Raw genomic sequence first — 19,955 nt, 5'->3', positions numbered from 1 at the left:
CATGAAATTAACAAAAGAACAATCACAAGAAATCAAAGATCAACAAGCCCAACAAAATCAAACAAAAAGGGTTACTGCTCCTGCACTTGAAAACATTCTTTATGAAGCAATGCCAGCGCTTGATCATGGTTTTGTAAGAGTTATTGATTACATGGGAGATGACACGTCAATTGTTCAATCTGCTAGAGTTTCCTATGGAAAAGGAACCAAGCAAGTTTCAACAGATGCAGGCCTTATAAAATATTTGATGAGACATTGGCATAGTACTCCGTTTGAAATGTGTGAAATAAAATATCATGTTAAGCTTCCAATTTTTATTGCACGTCAATGGATTAGACATAGAACAGCAAATGTTAATGAGTATTCAGCAAGGTACTCAATTTTAGATAAAGAATTTTATTTACCATCACCAGAAAATTTAGCAGCACAATCTTCAAGTAACAGACAAGGAAGAGGAGATGTTATTGAAGGTGAACAAGCAAAAGAAGTTTTAGAACTTTTAAAAAATGATGCCGAAAGAACCTATGACAATTATGAAATGATGCTGAATGAAAGATTTAATGGTTCAACGATCGATGAAAATAAAAAAGGACTTGCAAGAGAACTTGCTAGAATGAATTTAACTTTAAATACTTATACCCAGTGGTATTGGAAAACAGATTTACTGAATTTAATGAATTTCCTAAGACTAAGAGCTGACAGTCATGCACAATATGAAATAAGAGTTTATGCAGATATCATGTTGGATACTGTTAAGAAATGGGTACCCATAACCTATGATGCATTTATGGATTATAGGGTAGGTGGAACAGAGGTTTCAGCCAAAGGAAAAGCTGTAATTCAAAAACTAATTAAAGGGGAAGAGGTTAACCCAGATAGTTCAGGCTTATCCAAAAGAGAATGGAATGAGTTAATGGTTTCTTTTGATCTTAAAGATAAGTTGATTTAATTTTTTTAGCAAAGTCTAAATATATTTTAGAAATTTCATGTTCAGGATCAGCTTCAACAATTGGTTTTCCTTCATCACCACATTTTCCAACCTCAGGATTTATTGGAATTTCTCCTAAAAATTCTTTTTTAAATTCCTCAGCTGTTCGTTTAACTCCACCCTCACCAAATATTTTATATTTTTTACCATCATCACCAGTAAAATAACTCATATTATCAACTAAACCTAAAATCTTAACTCCAAGCTTATCAAACATTTTAATCCCTCTTTTAACATCAAGAAGGGCTACTTCTTGAGGAGTTGAGACAATGATTGCTCCATCCATTTTAATTTCTTGAGAAAAAGTTAATTGAGTATCTCCAGTTCCAGGAGGCATATCAACAATGATGAAATCTAAATCTTTCCAACCAACTTTTTGTGTGAAAGTTTTAATTGCACTAGTTACCATAGGTCCACGCCAAATCATTGGAGTTTGTTGATCAGCTAGAAAACCAATGGACATACATTGAATGTCATATTTTGTAATAGGAGTTAAAGTTTGACCATCACTTTTTGGTTTTTCATTTATATCAAACATTTTTGGTATTGAAGGACCATAAATGTCAGCATCAAGCAAACCAACTTTACAACCAATTTGTTTTAATGCTAAAGCAAGATTTGTTGCAAAAGTTGATTTACCAACTCCACCTTTTGCGCTTGAAATTGCTATGGTAAATTTTGTTCCAAGAATTGGGTTTTTAGTGAACTTTCTAGGCTCCAGTTTTTTCTTCATTGCGTCACTTGGTTCTGGTTTTTTATATGTCATGTGGCTATCAATACTTGTTTTTCTAATTAAAGGCACTATATACTTGACTATATGTCAGATGATTTTCAAGGAAGAGGCGGAAGTCCATGGGGAACACCCCCTGGAGGAGGAAATGGCTCAGGTAAAGGTCCAACACCACCCGACATAGATGCAATTATTAAAGACATTCAAAATAAAATAAATAAATTTTTACCTGGTGGAAGTAAATCAGGTGGAAAACCAATTGGCTTAGTATTAATTATTTTAGTTTTTGTATGGCTTGCGAGCGGATTATATAGAGTGCTTCCAGATGAGCAGGGAGTTGTATTAAGATTTGGTAAATTTATAAAAACTACTCAACCAGGATTAAACTACCACATTCCTTTTCCAGTAGAGACCGTTGAAACTCCAAAAGTTACAAAAGTTAACAGAATTGATATTGGGTTTAGATCAGAGAGAGACAGTGGTTTTTCCCAAGGCGGTGGAGTGGCCGATGTTCCTCAAGAAAGCCTAATGTTAACAGGTGATGAAAATATTGTGAATATTGATTTTTCAGTTTTTTGGGTAATTAAAGATGCGGGAAAGTTTTTATTTGAAATTCAAGATCCTGAAGGATCTGTTAAAGCTGCAGCAGAGACTGCAATGAGAGAAGTAATTGCTAAAAGTGATATTCAACCAATTCTAACTGAAGGAAGAGCTGAAATTGAAATTGAAACACAAGAAATTATTCAAAAAATATTAGATGAGTATCAAAGTGGAATTCAAATTACACAAGTTCAAACTCAAAAAGCTGATCCACCAGATCAAGTAATTGATGCATTCAGAGATGTTCAAGCTGCAAGAGCTGATATGGAAAGATCTAAAAATGAGGCTGAAGCATATGCAAATGATGTTATCCCAAGAGCAAGAGGGGAAGCTGCAAAAATTATGCAAGCAGCAGAAGCTTACAAACAAAAAGTAGTTGCTCAATCAGAAGGTGAAGCAAGTAGATTTATATCTATCTTCAATGAATATGATAAAGCAAAAGAAGTAACACAAGAGAGAATGTATCTTGAAACTATGGAAAAAGTTTTAGCTGATATTGATAAAGTAATTATTGAGAAAAATGCTGGATCAGGGGTTGTTCCTTATTTGCCACTACCTGAACTAGGAAAAAAAAAGGTAACTAATTAAATGAAAGTACAAAAAATTTTATTACCCATTATAGCAGTCCTAGGAGCTGCAGTTTTCTTTTCAGTATTTATTGTTAAAGAGGTTAATCAAGCAATAGTTTTGCAATTTGGTGACCCTAAAAGAATTATAGTAGAGCCTGGTTTAAATTTTAAAATTCCTTTTATTCAAAATATAGTCTACTTAGATAAAAGAATTTTAAATTTAGATACACCGCCAGCAGAAGTTATTGCTTCTGATCAAAAAAGATTAATTGTTGATGCATTTGCAAGATTTAAAATTGTAGACCCCTTAAAATTTTATATTTCTGTTGGAAATGAAAGAGTTGCAAGATCAAGATTGGCAACAGTTATTAACTCAAGAATTAGAAATGTTTTAGGTCAACAAGAACTACAAACATTATTATCTAAAGATAGATCAAAACAAATGTCTTTAATTCAAGTAGGGGTTAATGCAGAGGCTCAAAAATTTGGAATTGAAATTGTAGATGTGAGAATTAAAAGAGCAGACCTTCCACAGGCAAACAGTGAAGCAATTTTTAGAAGAATGCAAACTGAAAGAGAAAGAGAAGCTAAAGAATTTAGAGCGCGAGGTGCAGAAATGGCAGTCACAATTACATCAACGGCTGATAAAGAAGTTTCAATAATTTTAGCAGACGCCAATAAAAACTCTGAGATCATGAAGGGTGAAGGTGATGGTGAAAGAAATAGAATATTTGCAGAAGCCTTTGGAAGAGACCCTGAATTTTTTGCATTTTACAGAGCTATGCAAGCATATGAAACAGCTTTAATCGGCGGAGAGACATCTTTAATTTTGTCTCCTGATAGTGAATTTTTTAAATTTTTTGGAAACATAAAACCTAAATCTCAATAATAATTAAACATGAAAGAATTGATCATAGCTTTTGGTCTTTTTCTTTTTATTGAAGGTATTATGTATGCCTTATTTCCATCAAAGATGAAAAATATGATAAAAAAAATTGAGCTGATAAGCGACTCACAATTGAGAAGTGGTGGATTAATTTTTGCAGTTATTGGCTTTGTTATTATTTGGTATATTAAAAATTAAAATGAAAAAGATTAAAAAATTTATACTCATTGTTTTTTCAATTGCTTTTGCTTCACAGGTATTTGCAAAAGAAGTACCGAATTCATTTGCAGATTTAGCAGAAAAGCTAATGCCTTCTGTTGTAAACATTTCAACAACCACAACAGTTGTTACTAATTCAAATCCATTTCCAGGATTTCAATTCCCACCAGGTTCTCCTTTTGAGGATATGTTTAAAGAATTTGGAACGCCACAGACAAGAAAATCAGCTGCTCTAGGCTCAGGTTTTATAATTGAAAAAAGTGGAATTGTGGTAACTAATAACCATGTTATACAAGATGCAGAAGATATTTTAGTAAGAGTTGATGGTGACAAAGAGTATAAGGCGACAGTTATTGGAGCTGACCCCTTATCAGATATTGCTGTTCTTCAAATAGAGTCAAAAGAAAAGTTCATACCTGTAAAATTTGGAGATTCAGATAAAGCGAGAATTGGTGATTGGGTAATTGCAATTGGTAATCCATTTGGTTTAGGTGGAACAGTTACAGCTGGAATTATTTCTGCAAGAAATAGATCTATTGGGCTTTCTCGTTATGAAGATTACATTCAAACAGATGCTTCTATAAATTCAGGAAATTCTGGAGGTCCCTTGTTTGATATGAACGGCGATGTAATTGGAATTAATACAGCAATCTTAGGCAAAGGTGGTTCAATTGGCATAGGTTTTTCTATACCCTCTAACAGTGCAAAAAAAGTAATAGACCAATTAATTGAGTTTGGTGAAACTAAAAGAGGATGGCTTGGAGTTAGAATTCAAGTGGTTACTCAAGAAATTGCCGATGTAGAAAAGTTAGATGAACCAAGAGGAGCTTTAGTTGCAAGTGTAGCGGAGAATAGCCCATCAGATAAAGCAGGAATTAAAGATGGTGATATAATTCTAGAGTTTAATAATACCAAAATAAATGAAATGAAAGAACTACCAATTATTGTTGCCCAAACAGAAGTAGGCAAAACAGTTGATGTTAAAATTTGGAGAAATAAAAAAGAAATTACGAAAAAAATTAAATTAGGAAGACTTGAAACTTCAGAAGATTTTAAAGTTGAAAAAAAAGCAAGTAAAAATGAAACGCCAGAAATTTCTGAAGTTAAATCATTAAAGATTATAGTACGACCTTTAAATAATGATGATATTAAGGAAAGAAAATTACCCAATCAAACAACAGGTCTAGTGATCACCAATATTGGCAAAAATAGTCCAATAGACTATTTAAACGTAGGTGACATAATTATAGAGGCTCAAAAGAAAAAAATTAAATCTATAAAAGATCTTGAAGAAATAGTTGAGAGTGCGCTTAAATCAAATCAAAAAACAATTTTGATTGTGATTTACAACAATCAAAACCAAAAAAGATATATTGGTGTTAAGCTAGACTAACAATGGACAATCTGTCCAAGATCATTTTAATCTCAGGTCCAACTGCTTCAGGTAAATCAAATTTTGCTGTAAAAATTGCTAAAAAAATTAATGGAGAAATAATTAATGCAGATAGTATGCAAGTTTACAAAAAATTAAAAATATTAACAGCAAGACCAAACTCAAAAGATAAAAAAGGTATCAAACATCACTTGTACGGATTAATTGATTTAGACAAAAAATTTTCAACAGGAGATTGGTTAAAAAAAGTAATTAAAAAAATTAAAGAAATTAAAAAAAGAAAAAAAATTCCAATTTTAGTTGGAGGAACTGGTTTATATTTTCAATCCTTGATCAATGGTTTGGTAAAAATCCCTGAGATTCCAATAAAATTTAGAAATAAAATTAGAGCAATATACAAAAAAGAAGGTCAAAAAAAATTTTATAAAAAACTTTTGCAGATTGATCCTAAGGTTAAATTGAAATTTGATCCAAATGACTCTCAAAGAAGTATAAGAGCATTTGAAATTAAATCATTTACCAATGTTTCAATGTATGACTGGTTAGATAAAACCACACCAGTTTTTAAAGAAAATGAATTTTTGAAATTGTATATCAATGTTGAAAGACATGAGTTAATCAAAAGAATAAATGAAAGAGTTTTACTTATGGTTAAAAAAGGAGCCATAAGGGAAGTCCAAAAATTTATTTCATTAAAAATTAAAAAGGATCAAACTGTAAATAAGGTCATTGGAATTGACGAATTGACACAGTATCTAAAAAATAAAATTAATTTAGAGCAAGCCATAGAGCTAATATCAATTAAAACAAGACAATATGCAAAAAGACAAGCAACTTGGGCCAGAACGAGAATGACTACTTGGGATAAAATATCTTTAAATAAAATTGATGCCTTTGTAAAAAAATTAGATAAATCATCTCTTAAACTTGACCAATTAACATAAAGTCCGATAGATTGCCTGAATGCCAAAATTATATTCAGGTGCTGAGATTGTTTTTAAATGTTTAGAAGATCAAAAGGTAGAGCATATCTTTGGTTATCCTGGTGGAGCAGTGCTTCCAATTTATGATGAATTAAAAAACCATCCTTCAATTAAACATATTCTTGTTCGACACGAGCAAGGTGCTGGTCATGCTGCTGAGGGATATGCAAGATCAACTGGAAAGCCTGGCGTTGTATTAGTCACGTCTGGACCTGGTGCAACAAATGTTGTGACAGCTTTAACAGATGCCTACATGGACTCTGTTCCTCTTGTTTGTATCTCAGGTCAAGTTCCAACTCATTTAATTGGTACAGATGCTTTTCAAGAGTGCGATACAACAGGAATAACAAGACCATGCACAAAACATAATTGGTTAGTTAAAAATATAAATGACCTTCCAAGGATAATGCATGAAGCATTTGAGGTTGCAACAACAGGAAGACCAGGGCCAGTATTAGTAGATATTCCAAAAGATGTTCAATTTGCAAAAACAAAATACTCCAAACCTTCCAAAAAAAAATCTAACTTAAAAATTAAAGATAAGTTTAAGCAAAAAGATATAGATCAATTAATTGAGTTAATGAGTAAGGCAAAAAAACCTATTTTTTATACAGGTGGTGGTGTTATTAATTCAGGTCCAAAAGCAAGTGAACTTTTAAGAGAATTAGTATCTCTTACTGGATTTCCAATTACCTCAACACTACAAGGATTAGGTGCTTATCCAGGAGATGATAATCAATTTCTTGGAATGCTAGGAATGCATGGAACTTATGAAGCTAATAATGCAATGCATGATTGTGATTTACTTATCAATATAGGTGCTAGGTTTGATGACCGAATAACAGGTAAGATTGATGAGTTTTCTCCCAAATCAAAAAAAGTTCATATAGATATAGATCCATCTTCAATCAACAAAATTGTAAAAGTTGATCTATCTATTGTTGGAGATGTTGTGGATGTAATTAGTTCAACAACAAAAACTTTAAGGAAGAAAAATTTAAATCTAGTAAAATCAAATAAACAAAAAATTTCAAACTGGTGGCAACAAATTCAAAAATGGAGAAAAAAGAAATCTCTAAATTATATTGGCAGTGATAAAATTATAAAGCCTCAATATGCTGTAGAAAGACTTTATGAGTTAACACAGAAACAAGATACTTTTATAACAACAGAAGTAGGCCAACATCAAATGTGGGCTGCACAACATTACAAATTTAATAAACCAAATAGATGGATGACCTCGGGTGGCTTAGGAACCATGGGCTATGGATTGCCAGCTGCAATTGGTGTGCAAGTTGCCCATCCTAAAAAATTAGTGGTAGATATTGCTGGTGAGGCTTCAATTTTAATGAATATGCAAGAAATTTCCACAGCGGTTCAGTACAATTTACCAATTAAAGTCTTTATATTAAATAATCAATACATGGGCATGGTAAGGCAGTGGCAGGAACTTCTGCATGAAAAAAACTATTCTGAAAGTTATTCAAAGGCACTACCAGATTTTGTTAAATTAGCAGAAGCCTATGGTTGTGTTGGTATTTGTGCAAAAGAACCTAATGAACTAGATGAAAAAATTGAAGAAATGATCAATACTGATAGACCAGTAATTTTTGATTGTCACGTAGATCAAGATGAAAATTGCTTTCCAATGATACCTTCTGGAAAGCCTCATAACCAAATGTTGCTAGGTCCAAATGATCAAGATGCCAATAAGATTACCGGTAAAGGAAAATCATTAGTATAAATGACAAAATCAAAATCAGCATATAGCACTCCAACTAAATCAGGAAAAATTGATACACATATTATTGTAGTCTGGGTAGATAATGAAGCGAGTGTTTTATCTCGAGTGGTTGGATTATTTTCAGGTAGAGGATATAATATTGAATCTTTAGCAGTGGCTGAAGTTGACCATAAAAAAAACTTATCTAGAATTACAATTGTAACAACAGGGACACCGCAAGTCATTGAACAAATTGTATTACAATTAAAAAAACTCGTACCAGTTCATAATGTTGCTAATTTTAAAAGAGACGATAAAAATGTCATTTTTAGAGAAATGGCTCTATTAAAAATTGTTGCAAATCCTATTAAAATTAAGAAAGCTTTAAACACTTGTAAAAACTTTAATCCAGTTATATTAGATCAGACAAAAAAATCTGTAGTAATTCAAATTACAGCATTAAGAAGAGAAATAGATAGTATGATAAAAAATTTAAAACCACTTGGTCTTGTTAGCGCTTCAAGAACTGGGGCGGTTGCAATGACGAGAGGTGCAGAAATCTTAAATTAATTAGCAAAAGGAGAAAAGAAATGAAAATGTTTTATGAAAAAGATGCAGATGTTAATCTAATTAAGAGCAAAAAAATTGCAATTTTTGGTTATGGAAGTCAAGGACACGCACATGCTTTAAATTTGAAAGATAGTGGAGCAAAAGAAGTAGTTGTTGCTCTTAGAGATGGATCGGCGAGCAAAGCAAAAGCTGAGTCTAAAGGTTTAAGAGTAATGAATTTATCTGATGCTGCCGAATGGGCAGAAGTTGCAATGATATTAACTCCAGATGAATTACAGGCTTCAATTTATAAAAATCATATTGAACAAAGAATTAAAGAGGGCACAAGTCTAGCTTTTGCTCATGGATTAAATATTCATTACAAACTTATTGATGCCAGAAAAGATTTAGATGTATTTATGGTTGCCCCAAAAGGACCTGGCCATTTAGTAAGAAGTGAGTTTGAAAGAGGTGGAGGAGTTCCATGTTTATTTGCAGTTCATCAAAACGGAACAGGTAAAGCAAGAGACCTTGCTTTATCGTATGCATCAGCAATTGGTGGTGGAAAATCTGGAATTATTGAAACAACATTTAAAGATGAGTGTGAAACTGATTTATTTGGAGAACAGTCAGTTCTTTGTGGTGGATTAGTTGAGCTTATAAAAAATGGTTTTGAAACTTTAACTGAAGCTGGCTACGAACCTGAAATGGCATATTTTGAATGTTTGCATGAAGTAAAATTAATTGTTGATCTAATTTATGAGGGTGGAATAGCAAACATGAATTATTCAATCTCAAATACTGCTGAGTATGGCGAATATGTATCAGGCAAAAAAGTGGTAGACAGTGAAAGCAAAAAGAGAATGAAAGAAGTTCTTGCTGACATTCAATCTGGTAAATTTACAAGAGATTGGATGAAAGAATGTGAAGGAGGTCAAAAGAACTTTTTAAAAATGAGAAAAGATCTTGCAGATCATCCAATTGAAAAGGTTGGTGCTGAACTAAGAGCTATGATGCCTTGGATTGGTAAGAAAAAATTAATAGATAGTGATAAAGGTTAGTTTTTAATAAAAACCCAAATCGATCAAGAAACATAGCGTAAATATAACAAATATTTTGCAATCTCTAATATAGATTGTATTATGGGTTTTCTAAATATTAGCTATGAGCGACAAAGATAAAATTTTTATATTTGATACTACAATGCGTGATGGCGAGCAATCACCAGGTGCATCAATGAGTCTTGAGGAAAAAATTCAAATTGCAAGAATTTTTGATGAATTAGGTATAGATATAATCGAAGCTGGATTTCCAATTGCATCTCCAGGTGATTTTGAGGCGGTAACTGCAATAAGTAAGATTTTAAAAAATTCTATTCCTTGTGGACTTTCAAGAGCAAGTAAAAAAGATATAGACGTATGTCATGAAGCTTTAAAAGCAGCGCCTAGATTTAGAATACATACATTTATTTCAACAAGTCCATTACACATGAAGCACAAGTTAAATAAATCACCAGAACAAGTTCTTGAAGCAATTAAAGAAAGTGTAACTTACGCAAGAAATTTGACCGATGATGTTGAATGGTCATGCGAGGATGGCACAAGAACAGATATGGATTATATGTGCAAGTCAGTTGAGCTTGCAATTAGCAGTGGAGCGAAAACAATAAATATTCCAGATACTGTTGGTTATACAATTCCAGCTGAATTTACAAAAATAATTACAACATTAAAAAATAAAGTTCCAAATATTGATAAGGCAATATTATCTGTTCATTGTCATAATGATCTTGGGTTAGCAGTAGCAAATTCTCTTGCAGGGGTTGCAGCAGGAGCAAGACAAGTAGAGTGTACTATAAATGGTATTGGTGAAAGAGCGGGTAATGCAGCACTTGAAGAAATTGTAATGGCAATAAGAACAAGAAATGATCTAATGCCTTATTCAACTGGAATTAAAACTGAATTATTAAGTAAAGCTTCTAAAGTTGTTTCGAATGCAACCTTTCCTGTTCAGTTTAATAAAGCAATTGTTGGAAAAAATGCTTTTGCACACGAAGCAGGCATTCACCAAGATGGAATGCTTAAAAACAGAGAAACATATGAAATTATGACTCCTGAAAGTGTAGGAGTTAAAAAAACATCTCTTGTTATGGGAAAACATTCAGGACGACATGCATTTAAAGAAAAATTAAATGATCTTGGTTATGGAGAAGTAACTGATGATGTAATTCAAACAGCTTTTGGAAAATTTAAGATTTTAGCTGATAAGAAAAAACATGTTTATGATGATGATATCGCAGCTTTGGTTGATGATAGTTTGGTTTTAGATAAATATATGATTAATTTAAAATCATTGAAAGTTTTTGCTGGAACAGGTGAGCCACAAAAAGCTGAAATGACACTAGATGTTTATGGAGAAGTTAAAAAAACATCTGAAACAGGAGATGGACCTGTAGATGCTATATTTAAATGCATCAAAGCATTATATCCTCATGATGTAAAATTGTTATTGTATCAAGTTCATGCTGTTACTGAAGGAACTGATGCGCAAGCTACAGTAAGTGTTAGAATTGAAGAAGAAGGAAAGACTGCAGTTGGACAAGCTGCTGATACAGATACATTGGTTGCATCAGCAAATGCTTATATAAGTGCATTAAATAAAATGATTATTAAAAGAAAAAAAGTTGCTCCTATGGAGTATGAATCTCAACAATTGAAAGGTATTTAAAATGGCTAATTGGTTTAGTAATATAAGCAGCGTATGGAGTCAGGATATGGCAATTGACCTTGGAACGGCCAATACACTTGTAGTTTTAAAAGGACAAGGTGTAGTTTTAAATGAACCATCTGTTGTTGCTATCGCAGATAATGGTGGTAAGAAAACTGTACTTGCAGTGGGGGATGAAGCAAAAACAATGCTTGGAAGAACGCCAGGTAATATAAGCGCAATTAGACCTTTAAGAGATGGAGTTATTGCAGATTTTATAGTTACAGAAGAAATGATTAAACATTTTATTAAAAAAGTTCATAAGAATAAAACTTTTGCAAATCCAAGAATTTTAATTTGTGTACCAACAGGCTCAACTCCAGTTGAAAGAAAAGCTATTCAAGATAGTGCTTTAGCTGCCGGTGCTAGAAGGGTTCAATTAATTGAGGAACCAATTGCAGCAGCAATTGGTGCGGGACTTCCAATTTCAGAAGCAACAGGGTCAATGGTAGTTGACATAGGGGGTGGTACTACTGAGATAGCCGTAATGTCTTTAGGAGGATTGGTATATTCTAAATCACTAAGAGTTGCTGGAGATGCAATGGATACTGCATTAGTAAATTATATGAGAAAAGAATATAATCTTATGATTGGAGATAGTACAGCTGAGAAAATAAAAAAAGAAATTGGAACAGGCATACCTTCAAATTCAAATGTATATGCTGTTAAAGGTAGAGATTTAAGATCAGGAACTCCTAAAGAAGTAAATATTACTGAAGAAGACACAGCAGAAGCTTTAAATGATATTTTAAAAGATATGGTCGACGGAATAAAGGGTGCACTTGAAAACACACCTCCAGAATTATCAGCTGACTTAGTAGATATGGGGTTAACATTGACTGGTGGTGGAGCTTTATTGAAAAATATTGATAAAAGATTTTCCAAAGAAACTGGTTTACCAGTTTTTATAGCAGATGATCCATTAGCATGTGTTGCAATTGGTACTGGAAAAGCTTTAGAGCAAGAGGAGACCTTTTCTACTATGCTTTCTGAGTATTAAAAGAAATGGAAACAAGCAGAGACGATTTTGTAATAGCAATTAGATCTGCATTTTTAAAAAAAGAAACACAGCAAAAATTTTCTATACTAACACTTATAATTTTTTCTATAATATTTTTAATTCTAGGAGAAATTAATTTTAAACCTATTAATTATATTAAAATAGCAATTAAGGAAATTGCTTATAGATCAACATTTATTGTGTCAGTACCTGAAAAATTTATAAAAGAAAGCTACTATAAAATTCAATCACATTTAGATGTATATGAAAGTAATAAAAAAAATGAGCTTGAGCTAAAAGAGTTGAGAGCAAAAGAACTATCAAATGATTTTCTAATTTTAGAAAATAAACGATTAAAAGAAATGGTAAATGATTTTTTAGCTGAAGATCAAAGTACATTTGCAAAAGTTCTTAGTGATAAAAATAGTCCTTTTTTTAAATCAGTTATAGTCAACAAAGGCAGTAAACATGGTATTAAATTAGGCTCTGTTGCATTAGATAAAAAATATTTAGTAGGTAAAGTGGTTGAGGTCAATTTTGCCTCTTCAAGAGTATTATTGCTATCAGATTTAAATAGTAAAATTCCTGTAATTCTTGAGCCCATGGGGCACCTTGCGATAATGTCAGGCACGGGAAAAAATTTTGGTATTATTGAGTATGATCAAAACCAAACTAGAATTGATGGAGACATGATTGTTTATACCTCGGGTGCTGGAGGTTTGTTTAGATCTGGAATACCTATCGGTAAAATAGATATAAATAGTTTTGAAAATGAAGATCAAAAAATAAATTTCTATTCTGATTTTAGTCAATTGAAATTTGTAAAAATTTTATCATATAAAAAAGTGGAAAATTAATGTCGACGTTATATAAAACAAATATTATAAAAATATTATTAAACCATATTCCAATAATTTTACTTTTTGTATCTATATTAAATAATTTTGATTTTAATTATTTAAACTTGAAATATTTTTCATTTAATTTTTCATATATTTTAATTTTTTACTTTAGTTTAAAAAGAAGTGCTAGCTTAGGATATACCTTAATATTTATTGCAGGTTTATTTAATGATGTAATTAATGGCACACCAATTGGTATGAGTAGCCTGATGTATTTATTACTTTGTGGTGTTGCGGCCTATTTAAGAGCTATAACGTTAAGTATAAGTTTATTAAAAGATTGGATATCATTTGTTATTACTCTTTTAGTTATAAATTCATTGTCCTTTATAATCTTAAATATATTTCTTAATTATGAGACAAGTTATATTGATCAAATATCAAATATCATTTTCACTTCTTTACTTTATTTAATTTTTCCATTTTTGTTTAATTTTATAGAGGGTAGACGCAGTGCTAGGTGATGACTTTAGTGTAAAAAAAATTCATACCATTAATAGACGAATGTTTATTATTGGAGCAGCAAAATTTATTATCTTCTCAGGAATTATAGTAAGATTATTTTCATTACAAATCAAAGATAACAAAAAGTATTCTACGCTGTCAGATAAAAATAGACTGAGAGAATGGAGGTTGCCGCCAATTAGAGGGGAATTTCTTGATTATTTTGATAATGTAATTGCAGGAAATAACAGGGTTTACGAGTTACACGTAATACCTGAGCAAGTAGAAGATTTTAGATATCTAATAGTAAGACTAAAAGAAATTTTAAATCTTACTAACAGTAAATTTGAAAAAATTATAAAACAAAAAAACCAACAAAAGCCTTGGGAAACGTTGATTGTTTCAAAAAATTTAACTTGGGAACAATTTTCTAAAGTTAATCATTATCTTTATGATTTAGTGGGTGCAAAACCTGTCATTTCTGTATCACGTAACTACCCGTATGATGAAAGCTATACACACGTATTGGGCTATGTAAGTGAAGCTAGTGAAAATGATATTTTAAACAATCAGTCTATCAAAGACAATCTTGTGCCAGGTCTTAAAGTTGGAAAAACTGGTTTAGAAAAATCGTTTGAAGATCAATTAATTGGTACTAACGGTATCCAGAGATACGAAGTTAATGCTTATGGTAAAAGAATTAATCAAGTTGATCAAATTGATGGTTTAAAAGGCAATACTATTAAACTTACATTAGACACAGAGATTCAAAAAAAAAGTGCCGAACTTTTAAGAGGAATGGCTGGATCAATAAATGTAATGGACATTTATACTGGAGATATTATAGCTATGCAGTCTTCTCCTTCATTTGACCCAAATCTATTTATTTTTGGTATTAGCCAAGATGATTGGCAACTAATTAGGAATAACCCATTAAAGCCTTTAGTTAATAAAAGTTTATCTGGATTGTATTCACCTGGTTCAACATTTAAACCAATGGTTGCTCTTTCTGCATTAGAAAACAATATAATAACAAAAGATTTTAAGGTTAACTGTACAGGAAAAACTGAAATGTACGGGCAAACATACCACTGCTGGAAAGAGAAAGGTCATGGAGTTGTAAATTTAAAAGAAGCCATGAAACAATCTTGTGACACTTATTTTTATGAAATAGCAAGAAAACTTGGAGTTGATCGTTTAAGAGAAACTTCAATTAAATTTGGTCTAGGAGATAAAGTTTTAGACAAAACATTTAATAATGAAAAAAAAGGATTGGTTCCCAACACAAAATGGAAAAAAAATAATTTGGGAAAAGGGTGGGTTTTAGGTGAAACATTAATAACTGGAATAGGTCAAGGTTATATTCAAACTACTCCACTTCAATTATGTTTAATGACAGCACAATTAGCTAATGGCGGTTTTAAAATTTATCCTAAAATAACCATTAATGAAAAAGACAAAACAGCTATTGAGATTAAAGAGCTAATGGAAGAAGGACAGGATTTTTTAAAGTCATTTAATGAAGATCAATACACTAAACTTTTTGATAAAAAAGAAAATATAGAATTAATTAGAAACTCAATGTTTGCATCAACAAATGAAATTAGAGGAACATCTTATTCTTCTAGAATAGAAGATCCAAAATATCAATTTGCAGGAAAAACAGGCACATCACAAGTTAAAAGAATTACTGAAGCTGAGAGAGAACTAGATTTAGCAACAAAAGATATAGATTATAAAAATCGAGACCATGCATTATTTATAGCCTTTGGACCTTTTAAAAATCCAAGGTATGCTTTGAGTATAGTTATTGAACATGGTGGATCTGGAAGTTCAGTAGCAGCTCCACTTGCAAAAGAATTATTTAAACTAATTATTGATAGACATGATCTTAGAGAACAAGCTCAAACTCAAAAAATAATAAATACATAAATGCAAATCAACTCACTAAGTTCGCATTCAACTTTGTTTCAAAAATTAAGAAATTTTGATTATATTTTATTATTTTGTATTTTATTATTAGGTTTAATTAGCTCATTATCTATGTATTCAACAGATGGTGGAGAGATTTTATTTCACACTAAAAGTCATATTGCAAAATTTTTGATTTTCTTTTCTATGATGATTTTTTTATCATTATTTAAAATAAATATTTGGCATTACTTTTCTTATCTCTTTTATGTAGTAATTTTATTTCTTTTAATATGGGCCTCTATTTATGGGATTAAAGTTTCAGGCTCACAGAGATGGATTGATTTATATTTTATTAATCTACAACCTTCTGAACTAATGAAAATTGCAATAATAGCCTGTCTTGCAAAATATTATCATCGAGTTCAACTTCGAGAAGTTAATACTTTTAAGCATATATTTTTTTCATTAATAATTCTTATTCTTCCTATTTTACTTGTAATATCGCAGCCAGACTTAGGTACCTCAATACTTATTGGATTAAGTGGTCTAGTTGTGATGTGGCTTTCAGGCCTAAACATTAAATATTTTATATACTCATTTTTAACTTTATTAATTTCGATGCCTTTTGCCATCTCACTTTTAAAACCATATCAAAAATTAAGAATTCTTACTTTTTTAAATCCAGATAGGGATCCCTTGGGCGCAGGATATCAAATAATTCAATCTAAAATAGCAGTTGGTTCTGGTGGATTTACTGGAAAAGGTTTTTTAAAGGGAACACAAAACTATTTAGAATTTTTACCTGAAAAACATACTGACTTTATTTTTACATTATTTGCAGAAGAGTATGGTTTTTTAGGATCATTAGGATTGCTACTAATCTATATTATAATCATTTATAGAATTATAAAGATAGGTTCGATTTCAAGAAGTTATTTTGCAAAAATTTTTTGTTATGGTTATGCATCATCTATATTTTTTTATATTTCAGTGAACATGTCAATGGTTTTAGGTTTATTACCTATTGTTGGTTCACCTCTGCCAATCATGTCATATGGAGGCTCATCAATGTTGGCCACAATGATTGGATTTGCAATTGTTATGAGTGCAAAAATTAATCATAAACAGTTAATAGCTTAATTTTAAACTACCCATACCAATTTGCCGCTGGAAAAAAATTCATTGAGAAATTATATAGAGATTGTGAATAAAAAATTAAAAATTGGAATTGTAGGAGCAGGAATACAAGGAATTTCCAATGGATTATTTTTACAAAAAAAAGGTTTCGATGTAACAATTTTTGATAAAGATGAACCAGGCAGTCCTGTTGCCTCATATGGAAATGCAGGTCATTTTTCTCCATATGCTTGTGTATTAATGAATAGGCCTGATGTTTTAGCTGATGTGCCAGCTATGCTTCTAAGCTCAACAGGTCCACTTGCTCTTAAATGGAATTATGTTCCCAAAATGATTCCATGGTTTTTAAAATTTATTAGAAACTGCACCACAAATAGAATGATGCATACAGCAAAGAATATGCATCAAATTTTGGATTTAGCTTTACCAGCTTATGATGAATTATTTGATGAAATAGATTTAGAAGGTTTAGTTGAAAAAAAAGGTATTTTATATATTTGGAATGATCAAAATTTAAAGAGTAGAGAGCTTGAGATTAGAGTTAGAAATGAATTGGGTGTTGATCAACAAGTTGTAACCCCTAAAGAAATTCATGATCTTGAACCAAATATAAAACCTTTTTATCATGGTGGTGTTTATTATCAGTATGGAAGACACGCAAGAAATCCAAAAAGAATTCTTTTAAAACTTTTTGATCTTTTTTTGAAAAAAGGTGGAAAGTTTTTAAAAATGAATGTCCAAGACATTAATTTTGATGAAGATAAACCAGCTATAAAAACTGAAACTCAAAGATTTATTTTTGACAAATTAGTAATTGCCTGTGGTGCTTTTTCAAAAAGATTAACAGATAATTTGGATGAAAAAATACCACTTGATACAGAAAGAGGATATCATGTTCATTTTAAAGGTTGTGATCATCTTTTAAATAGACCGGTAATTTTTTCTAATAGAGGTTTTGGTATTACGCCAATGGAACAAGGACTTAGAGTTGTTGGAACAGTTGAGTTCGGCGGTCTTGAGAACCCACCTTCTAAAGGAAGAGTTAAAAATTTAATTAATAATGCAAAATATATGTTGGGCGATTTACCAGAGCATGAAGATGAATGGATGGGATTTAGACCTAGTTTGCCAGATTTTTTACCAGTAATAGGTCCATCAAAAAATCATAAAAATATTTTTTATAGCTTTGGTCATCATCATTTAGGATGGACTTTGGGTCCAATATCTGGAAAGATTATCTCTGGAATGATAGCTGAAGAAAATACAAATCTAAATCTAGAACCTTATAGCTCAAAAAGATTTGGTTAATTAATGCAAAACACTAAAGCATATACAATGCTGGTATGTGCAACTTTATTTTGGGCTTGCAATTTTATAGTTGGAAAATTTGCTTTTTTAACAGAAATCCCACCTTTATCTTTAGTTTTTTATAGATGGTCTTTAGTTTGGATAATTCTATTACCATTCACTTACAAAGATATAATTAAATACAAAGAAATTATCTTTAAAAATTTACCGTTGTTGTTTTTTTTAGGCCTTACAAGTGTTGGTTTATTTAATTCATTTACATATTTAGCTCTAATGCACACGCAAGTAATAAATGCTTCTCTCTTTAATGCTGCGATACCTGCTATTATAATTTTACTTTGTTTTTTATTTAATGTTGAAAAAACTAATAAATTTCAGATCCTAGGTTTGATAGTTTCTATTTGTGGGATCATAGTGATAATAACCAAACTTAAACTAGACATTATACTTTCATTAAATTTTAATAAAGGTGACCTAATAATGGTTGGAGGTGTTCTTGCTTGGGGAGTTTATTCGACTCTTTTAAAAAGAAAAAAATTTACCTTACCATTGTTAGCGTTAGTGCATGTTATTTGTACATTAGGATTGATTACTGTATTACCACAATTTTTATATGAATTTTCAAATGGAAAAGTGATTCAGTTTGATATTAATTTCATTTATACTCTAGTTTTTCTTGCACTTTTTCCTAGCATTGGATCTTATTATTGTTGGGCTGGAGCGGTATCAATTATAGGTGCTAATAGAGCAGGTATTTCATTATCCTTAATTCCATTATTTAGTACTATGATGGCTATAATAATTTTTGATGAAAAATTTCAATTTTTTCATTTGATTGGAGCTATTTTAATTATAATAGGTTTATTTTTATCAAATAAGGAAATTAAAAATGCTTAAAGTTGCAATATTAGATGATTACCAAAATGTATCACATGAGTTTGTAGATTTAAAAAAACTTTCAGGAAAATATGAGTTTAAAATTTTTAGTGAACCATTTGTTGATGAAGCTGATGCTATTGAACAACTTTCTGATTTTGAGGCTTTATTAATAATGAGAGAAAGAACGCCAATCACTAAAAATTTAATAGATAATCTTAATGATCTTAAATTTATCATTACTAGTGGATCAAGAAATAAGGCAATAGATCTTGTAGCTGCAAAAAAAAGAAAAATTATAGTTTGTGGTACAGAAATTAATTTTACTCCAACGTCCGAGTTAACTTGGGGTTTAATTTTGGGCCTTGCTAGAAATTTTAAAGAAGAAATTGATAATATGTATCAAGGGTATTGGCAGACCACTATCGGCTTTGAACTTAAGGGAAAGATTTTAGGATTAATTGGACTTGGTAGAGTAGGGTCCGAGGTTGCTAAAATTGGTAAGGCTTTTGGCATGCAGGTTATGGCTTGGAGTGAAAATTTAAATTTAGATACCTGTAAAGAATTAGATGTGTTGCCTTGCAGTAAAGAAGACTTATTACAAAATTCTGATTTTATATCTATCCACGTTCAAGGTGGTGAAAGATATAAGGAGTTAATAAAATTAAAAGAGCTAGATATGATGAAAAAAACTGCTTTTTTAATTAATACGTCACGAGGCTCAATTATAAATGAAGACGATTTAATTATTGCATTATCAACCAATGTTATAGCAGGTGCTGGACTTGATGTTTATGAAAAAGAACCTTTACCTGAAAATAATAAATTAAGATTTTTACCCAATGCATTGCTAATGCCACACGTTGGTTATGTAACAGCTGAAAATTATAGTAAGTTTTATACACAAATGATTGAGGGCTTAGAAGCTTGTGTTGCTGGTAAACCGTTAAGAGTGTTAGAATGAAATT

19 protein-coding genes are annotated in these 19,955 nt (G+C 31.0%); 18 read left to right on the top strand and 1 reads right to left on the bottom strand.

The window, feature by feature from the left end:
• The first annotated feature begins 1 nt into the window (after position 1).
• Positions 2-949, top strand: coding sequence for an FAD-dependent thymidylate synthase (gene thyX / locus AC5SLO_RS04760; RefSeq protein WP_494572839.1), 948 nt, complete (start codon positions 2-4; stop codon positions 947-949).
• Here the strand turns inward: thyX and AC5SLO_RS04755 are convergent.
• Entirely contained in the window at positions 930-1,754 is an 825-nt protein-coding gene (locus AC5SLO_RS04755; RefSeq protein ID WP_494572838.1) for an Mrp/NBP35 family ATP-binding protein, read from the bottom strand. The two genes, thyX and AC5SLO_RS04755, sit on opposite strands and share 20 nt — an antisense overlap.
• Positions 1,755-1,805: 51 nt before the next feature.
• On the opposite strand from AC5SLO_RS04755, the gene hflK reads away from it, so the two are divergent.
• From hflK to AC5SLO_RS04670, 17 genes are all read left to right on the top strand, one after another.
• Positions 1,806-2,906 carry an FtsH protease activity modulator HflK gene (hflK, locus tag AC5SLO_RS04750; RefSeq protein ID WP_494572837.1) on the top strand — a complete coding sequence of 367 codons (1,101 nt, stop codon included), beginning with the start codon at positions 1,806-1,808 and terminating at the stop codon, positions 2,904-2,906.
• Positions 2,907-3,776 carry a protease modulator HflC gene (gene hflC, locus AC5SLO_RS04745; protein ID WP_494572836.1) on the top strand — a complete coding sequence of 290 codons (870 nt, stop codon included), beginning with the start codon at positions 2,907-2,909 and terminating at the stop codon, positions 3,774-3,776. It abuts the gene before it with no gap.
• 9 nt (positions 3,777-3,785) lie between these two features.
• Positions 3,786-3,971 carry a DUF2065 domain-containing protein gene (locus tag AC5SLO_RS04740; RefSeq protein WP_494572835.1) on the top strand — a complete coding sequence of 62 codons (186 nt, stop codon included), beginning with the start codon at positions 3,786-3,788 and terminating at the stop codon, positions 3,969-3,971.
• 1 nt (position 3,972) lies between these two features.
• Complete coding sequence (locus AC5SLO_RS04735; RefSeq protein WP_494572834.1) at positions 3,973-5,385, top strand: Do family serine endopeptidase; 1,413 nt, start codon at positions 3,973-3,975, stop codon at positions 5,383-5,385.
• A 2-nt stretch (positions 5,386-5,387) separates the two neighbouring features.
• Positions 5,388-6,329, top strand: a complete 942-nt coding sequence (miaA, locus tag AC5SLO_RS04730; RefSeq protein ID WP_494572833.1) for a tRNA (adenosine(37)-N6)-dimethylallyltransferase MiaA — start codon at positions 5,388-5,390, stop codon at positions 6,327-6,329.
• 19 nt (positions 6,330-6,348) lie between these two features.
• Positions 6,349-8,112, top strand: coding sequence for an acetolactate synthase 3 large subunit (locus AC5SLO_RS04725; protein WP_494572832.1), 1,764 nt, complete (start codon positions 6,349-6,351; stop codon positions 8,110-8,112).
• Positions 8,113-8,661, top strand: a complete 549-nt coding sequence (gene ilvN / locus AC5SLO_RS04720; RefSeq protein WP_494572831.1) for an acetolactate synthase small subunit — start codon at positions 8,113-8,115, stop codon at positions 8,659-8,661. It begins immediately after the preceding gene.
• Between the two features lie 20 nt (positions 8,662-8,681).
• A complete protein-coding gene (gene ilvC / locus AC5SLO_RS04715) occupies positions 8,682-9,701 on the top strand; it encodes a ketol-acid reductoisomerase (RefSeq protein WP_494572830.1) in 1,020 nt (339 codons plus the stop codon).
• Between the two features lie 103 nt (positions 9,702-9,804).
• Positions 9,805-11,367, top strand: a complete 1,563-nt coding sequence (locus AC5SLO_RS04710; protein WP_494572829.1) for a 2-isopropylmalate synthase — start codon at positions 9,805-9,807, stop codon at positions 11,365-11,367.
• 1 nt (position 11,368) lies between these two features.
• Positions 11,369-12,406 carry a rod shape-determining protein gene (locus tag AC5SLO_RS04705; protein WP_494572828.1) on the top strand — a complete coding sequence of 346 codons (1,038 nt, stop codon included), beginning with the start codon at positions 11,369-11,371 and terminating at the stop codon, positions 12,404-12,406.
• A 5-nt stretch (positions 12,407-12,411) separates the two neighbouring features.
• Positions 12,412-13,263, top strand: a complete 852-nt coding sequence (gene mreC / locus AC5SLO_RS04700) for a rod shape-determining protein MreC (protein ID WP_494572827.1) — start codon at positions 12,412-12,414, stop codon at positions 13,261-13,263.
• Positions 13,263-13,772: a rod shape-determining protein MreD gene (mreD, locus tag AC5SLO_RS04695; RefSeq protein WP_494572826.1), complete on the top strand. Its 510-nt coding sequence runs from the start codon at positions 13,263-13,265 to the stop codon at positions 13,770-13,772. The genes mreC and mreD overlap by 1 nt, the downstream gene beginning before the upstream one ends.
• Complete coding sequence (mrdA, locus tag AC5SLO_RS04690; RefSeq protein WP_494572825.1) at positions 13,762-15,684, top strand: penicillin-binding protein 2; 1,923 nt, start codon at positions 13,762-13,764, stop codon at positions 15,682-15,684. Before mreD ends, mrdA begins: the two co-directional genes overlap by 11 nt.
• The gene (gene rodA / locus AC5SLO_RS04685) at positions 15,685-16,806 is read left to right on the top strand and encodes a rod shape-determining protein RodA (RefSeq protein WP_494572824.1); all 1,122 of its coding nucleotides are present in this window, start codon (positions 15,685-15,687) and stop codon (positions 16,804-16,806) included. It abuts the gene before it with no gap.
• A gap of 63 nt (positions 16,807-16,869) precedes the next feature.
• Positions 16,870-18,111 carry an NAD(P)/FAD-dependent oxidoreductase gene (locus AC5SLO_RS04680; protein ID WP_494572823.1) on the top strand — a complete coding sequence of 414 codons (1,242 nt, stop codon included), beginning with the start codon at positions 16,870-16,872 and terminating at the stop codon, positions 18,109-18,111.
• A 3-nt stretch (positions 18,112-18,114) separates the two neighbouring features.
• Positions 18,115-19,008 (top strand): DMT family transporter, encoded by an 894-nt coding sequence (locus AC5SLO_RS04675; protein ID WP_494572822.1) that lies wholly within the window; start codon positions 18,115-18,117, stop codon positions 19,006-19,008.
• Entirely contained in the window at positions 19,001-19,951 is a 951-nt protein-coding gene (locus AC5SLO_RS04670; protein WP_494572821.1) for a D-2-hydroxyacid dehydrogenase family protein, read from the top strand. Before AC5SLO_RS04675 ends, AC5SLO_RS04670 begins: the two co-directional genes overlap by 8 nt.
• Positions 19,952-19,955: the final 4 nt, after the last annotated feature.

Source organism: Candidatus Pelagibacter sp. PS_44, from assembly GCF_059417735.1.
The sequence above is the reverse complement of the archived record's forward strand: the minus strand, read 5'-3'. Positions and strand labels throughout refer to the sequence as shown.

Coding starts and splice junctions, on each gene's coding strand:
- thyX (WP_494572839.1), top strand. CDS start 2: ATGAAATTAACAAAAGAACAATCACAAGAAATCAAAGATCAACAAGCC.
- AC5SLO_RS04755 (WP_494572838.1), bottom strand. CDS start 1,754: ATGACATATAAAAAACCAGAACCAAGTGACGCAATGAAGAAAAAACTG.
- hflK (WP_494572837.1), top strand. CDS start 1,806: ATGTCAGATGATTTTCAAGGAAGAGGCGGAAGTCCATGGGGAACACCC.
- hflC (WP_494572836.1), top strand. CDS start 2,907: ATGAAAGTACAAAAAATTTTATTACCCATTATAGCAGTCCTAGGAGCT.
- AC5SLO_RS04740 (WP_494572835.1), top strand. CDS start 3,786: ATGAAAGAATTGATCATAGCTTTTGGTCTTTTTCTTTTTATTGAAGGT.
- AC5SLO_RS04735 (WP_494572834.1), top strand. CDS start 3,973: ATGAAAAAGATTAAAAAATTTATACTCATTGTTTTTTCAATTGCTTTT.
- miaA (WP_494572833.1), top strand. CDS start 5,388: ATGGACAATCTGTCCAAGATCATTTTAATCTCAGGTCCAACTGCTTCA.
- AC5SLO_RS04725 (WP_494572832.1), top strand. CDS start 6,349: ATGCCAAAATTATATTCAGGTGCTGAGATTGTTTTTAAATGTTTAGAA.
- ilvN (WP_494572831.1), top strand. CDS start 8,113: ATGACAAAATCAAAATCAGCATATAGCACTCCAACTAAATCAGGAAAA.
- ilvC (WP_494572830.1), top strand. CDS start 8,682: ATGAAAATGTTTTATGAAAAAGATGCAGATGTTAATCTAATTAAGAGC.
- AC5SLO_RS04710 (WP_494572829.1), top strand. CDS start 9,805: ATGAGCGACAAAGATAAAATTTTTATATTTGATACTACAATGCGTGAT.
- AC5SLO_RS04705 (WP_494572828.1), top strand. CDS start 11,369: ATGGCTAATTGGTTTAGTAATATAAGCAGCGTATGGAGTCAGGATATG.
- mreC (WP_494572827.1), top strand. CDS start 12,412: ATGGAAACAAGCAGAGACGATTTTGTAATAGCAATTAGATCTGCATTT.
- mreD (WP_494572826.1), top strand. CDS start 13,263: ATGTCGACGTTATATAAAACAAATATTATAAAAATATTATTAAACCAT.
- rodA (WP_494572824.1), top strand. CDS start 15,685: ATGCAAATCAACTCACTAAGTTCGCATTCAACTTTGTTTCAAAAATTA.
- AC5SLO_RS04675 (WP_494572822.1), top strand. CDS start 18,115: ATGCAAAACACTAAAGCATATACAATGCTGGTATGTGCAACTTTATTT.
- AC5SLO_RS04670 (WP_494572821.1), top strand. CDS start 19,001: ATGCTTAAAGTTGCAATATTAGATGATTACCAAAATGTATCACATGAG.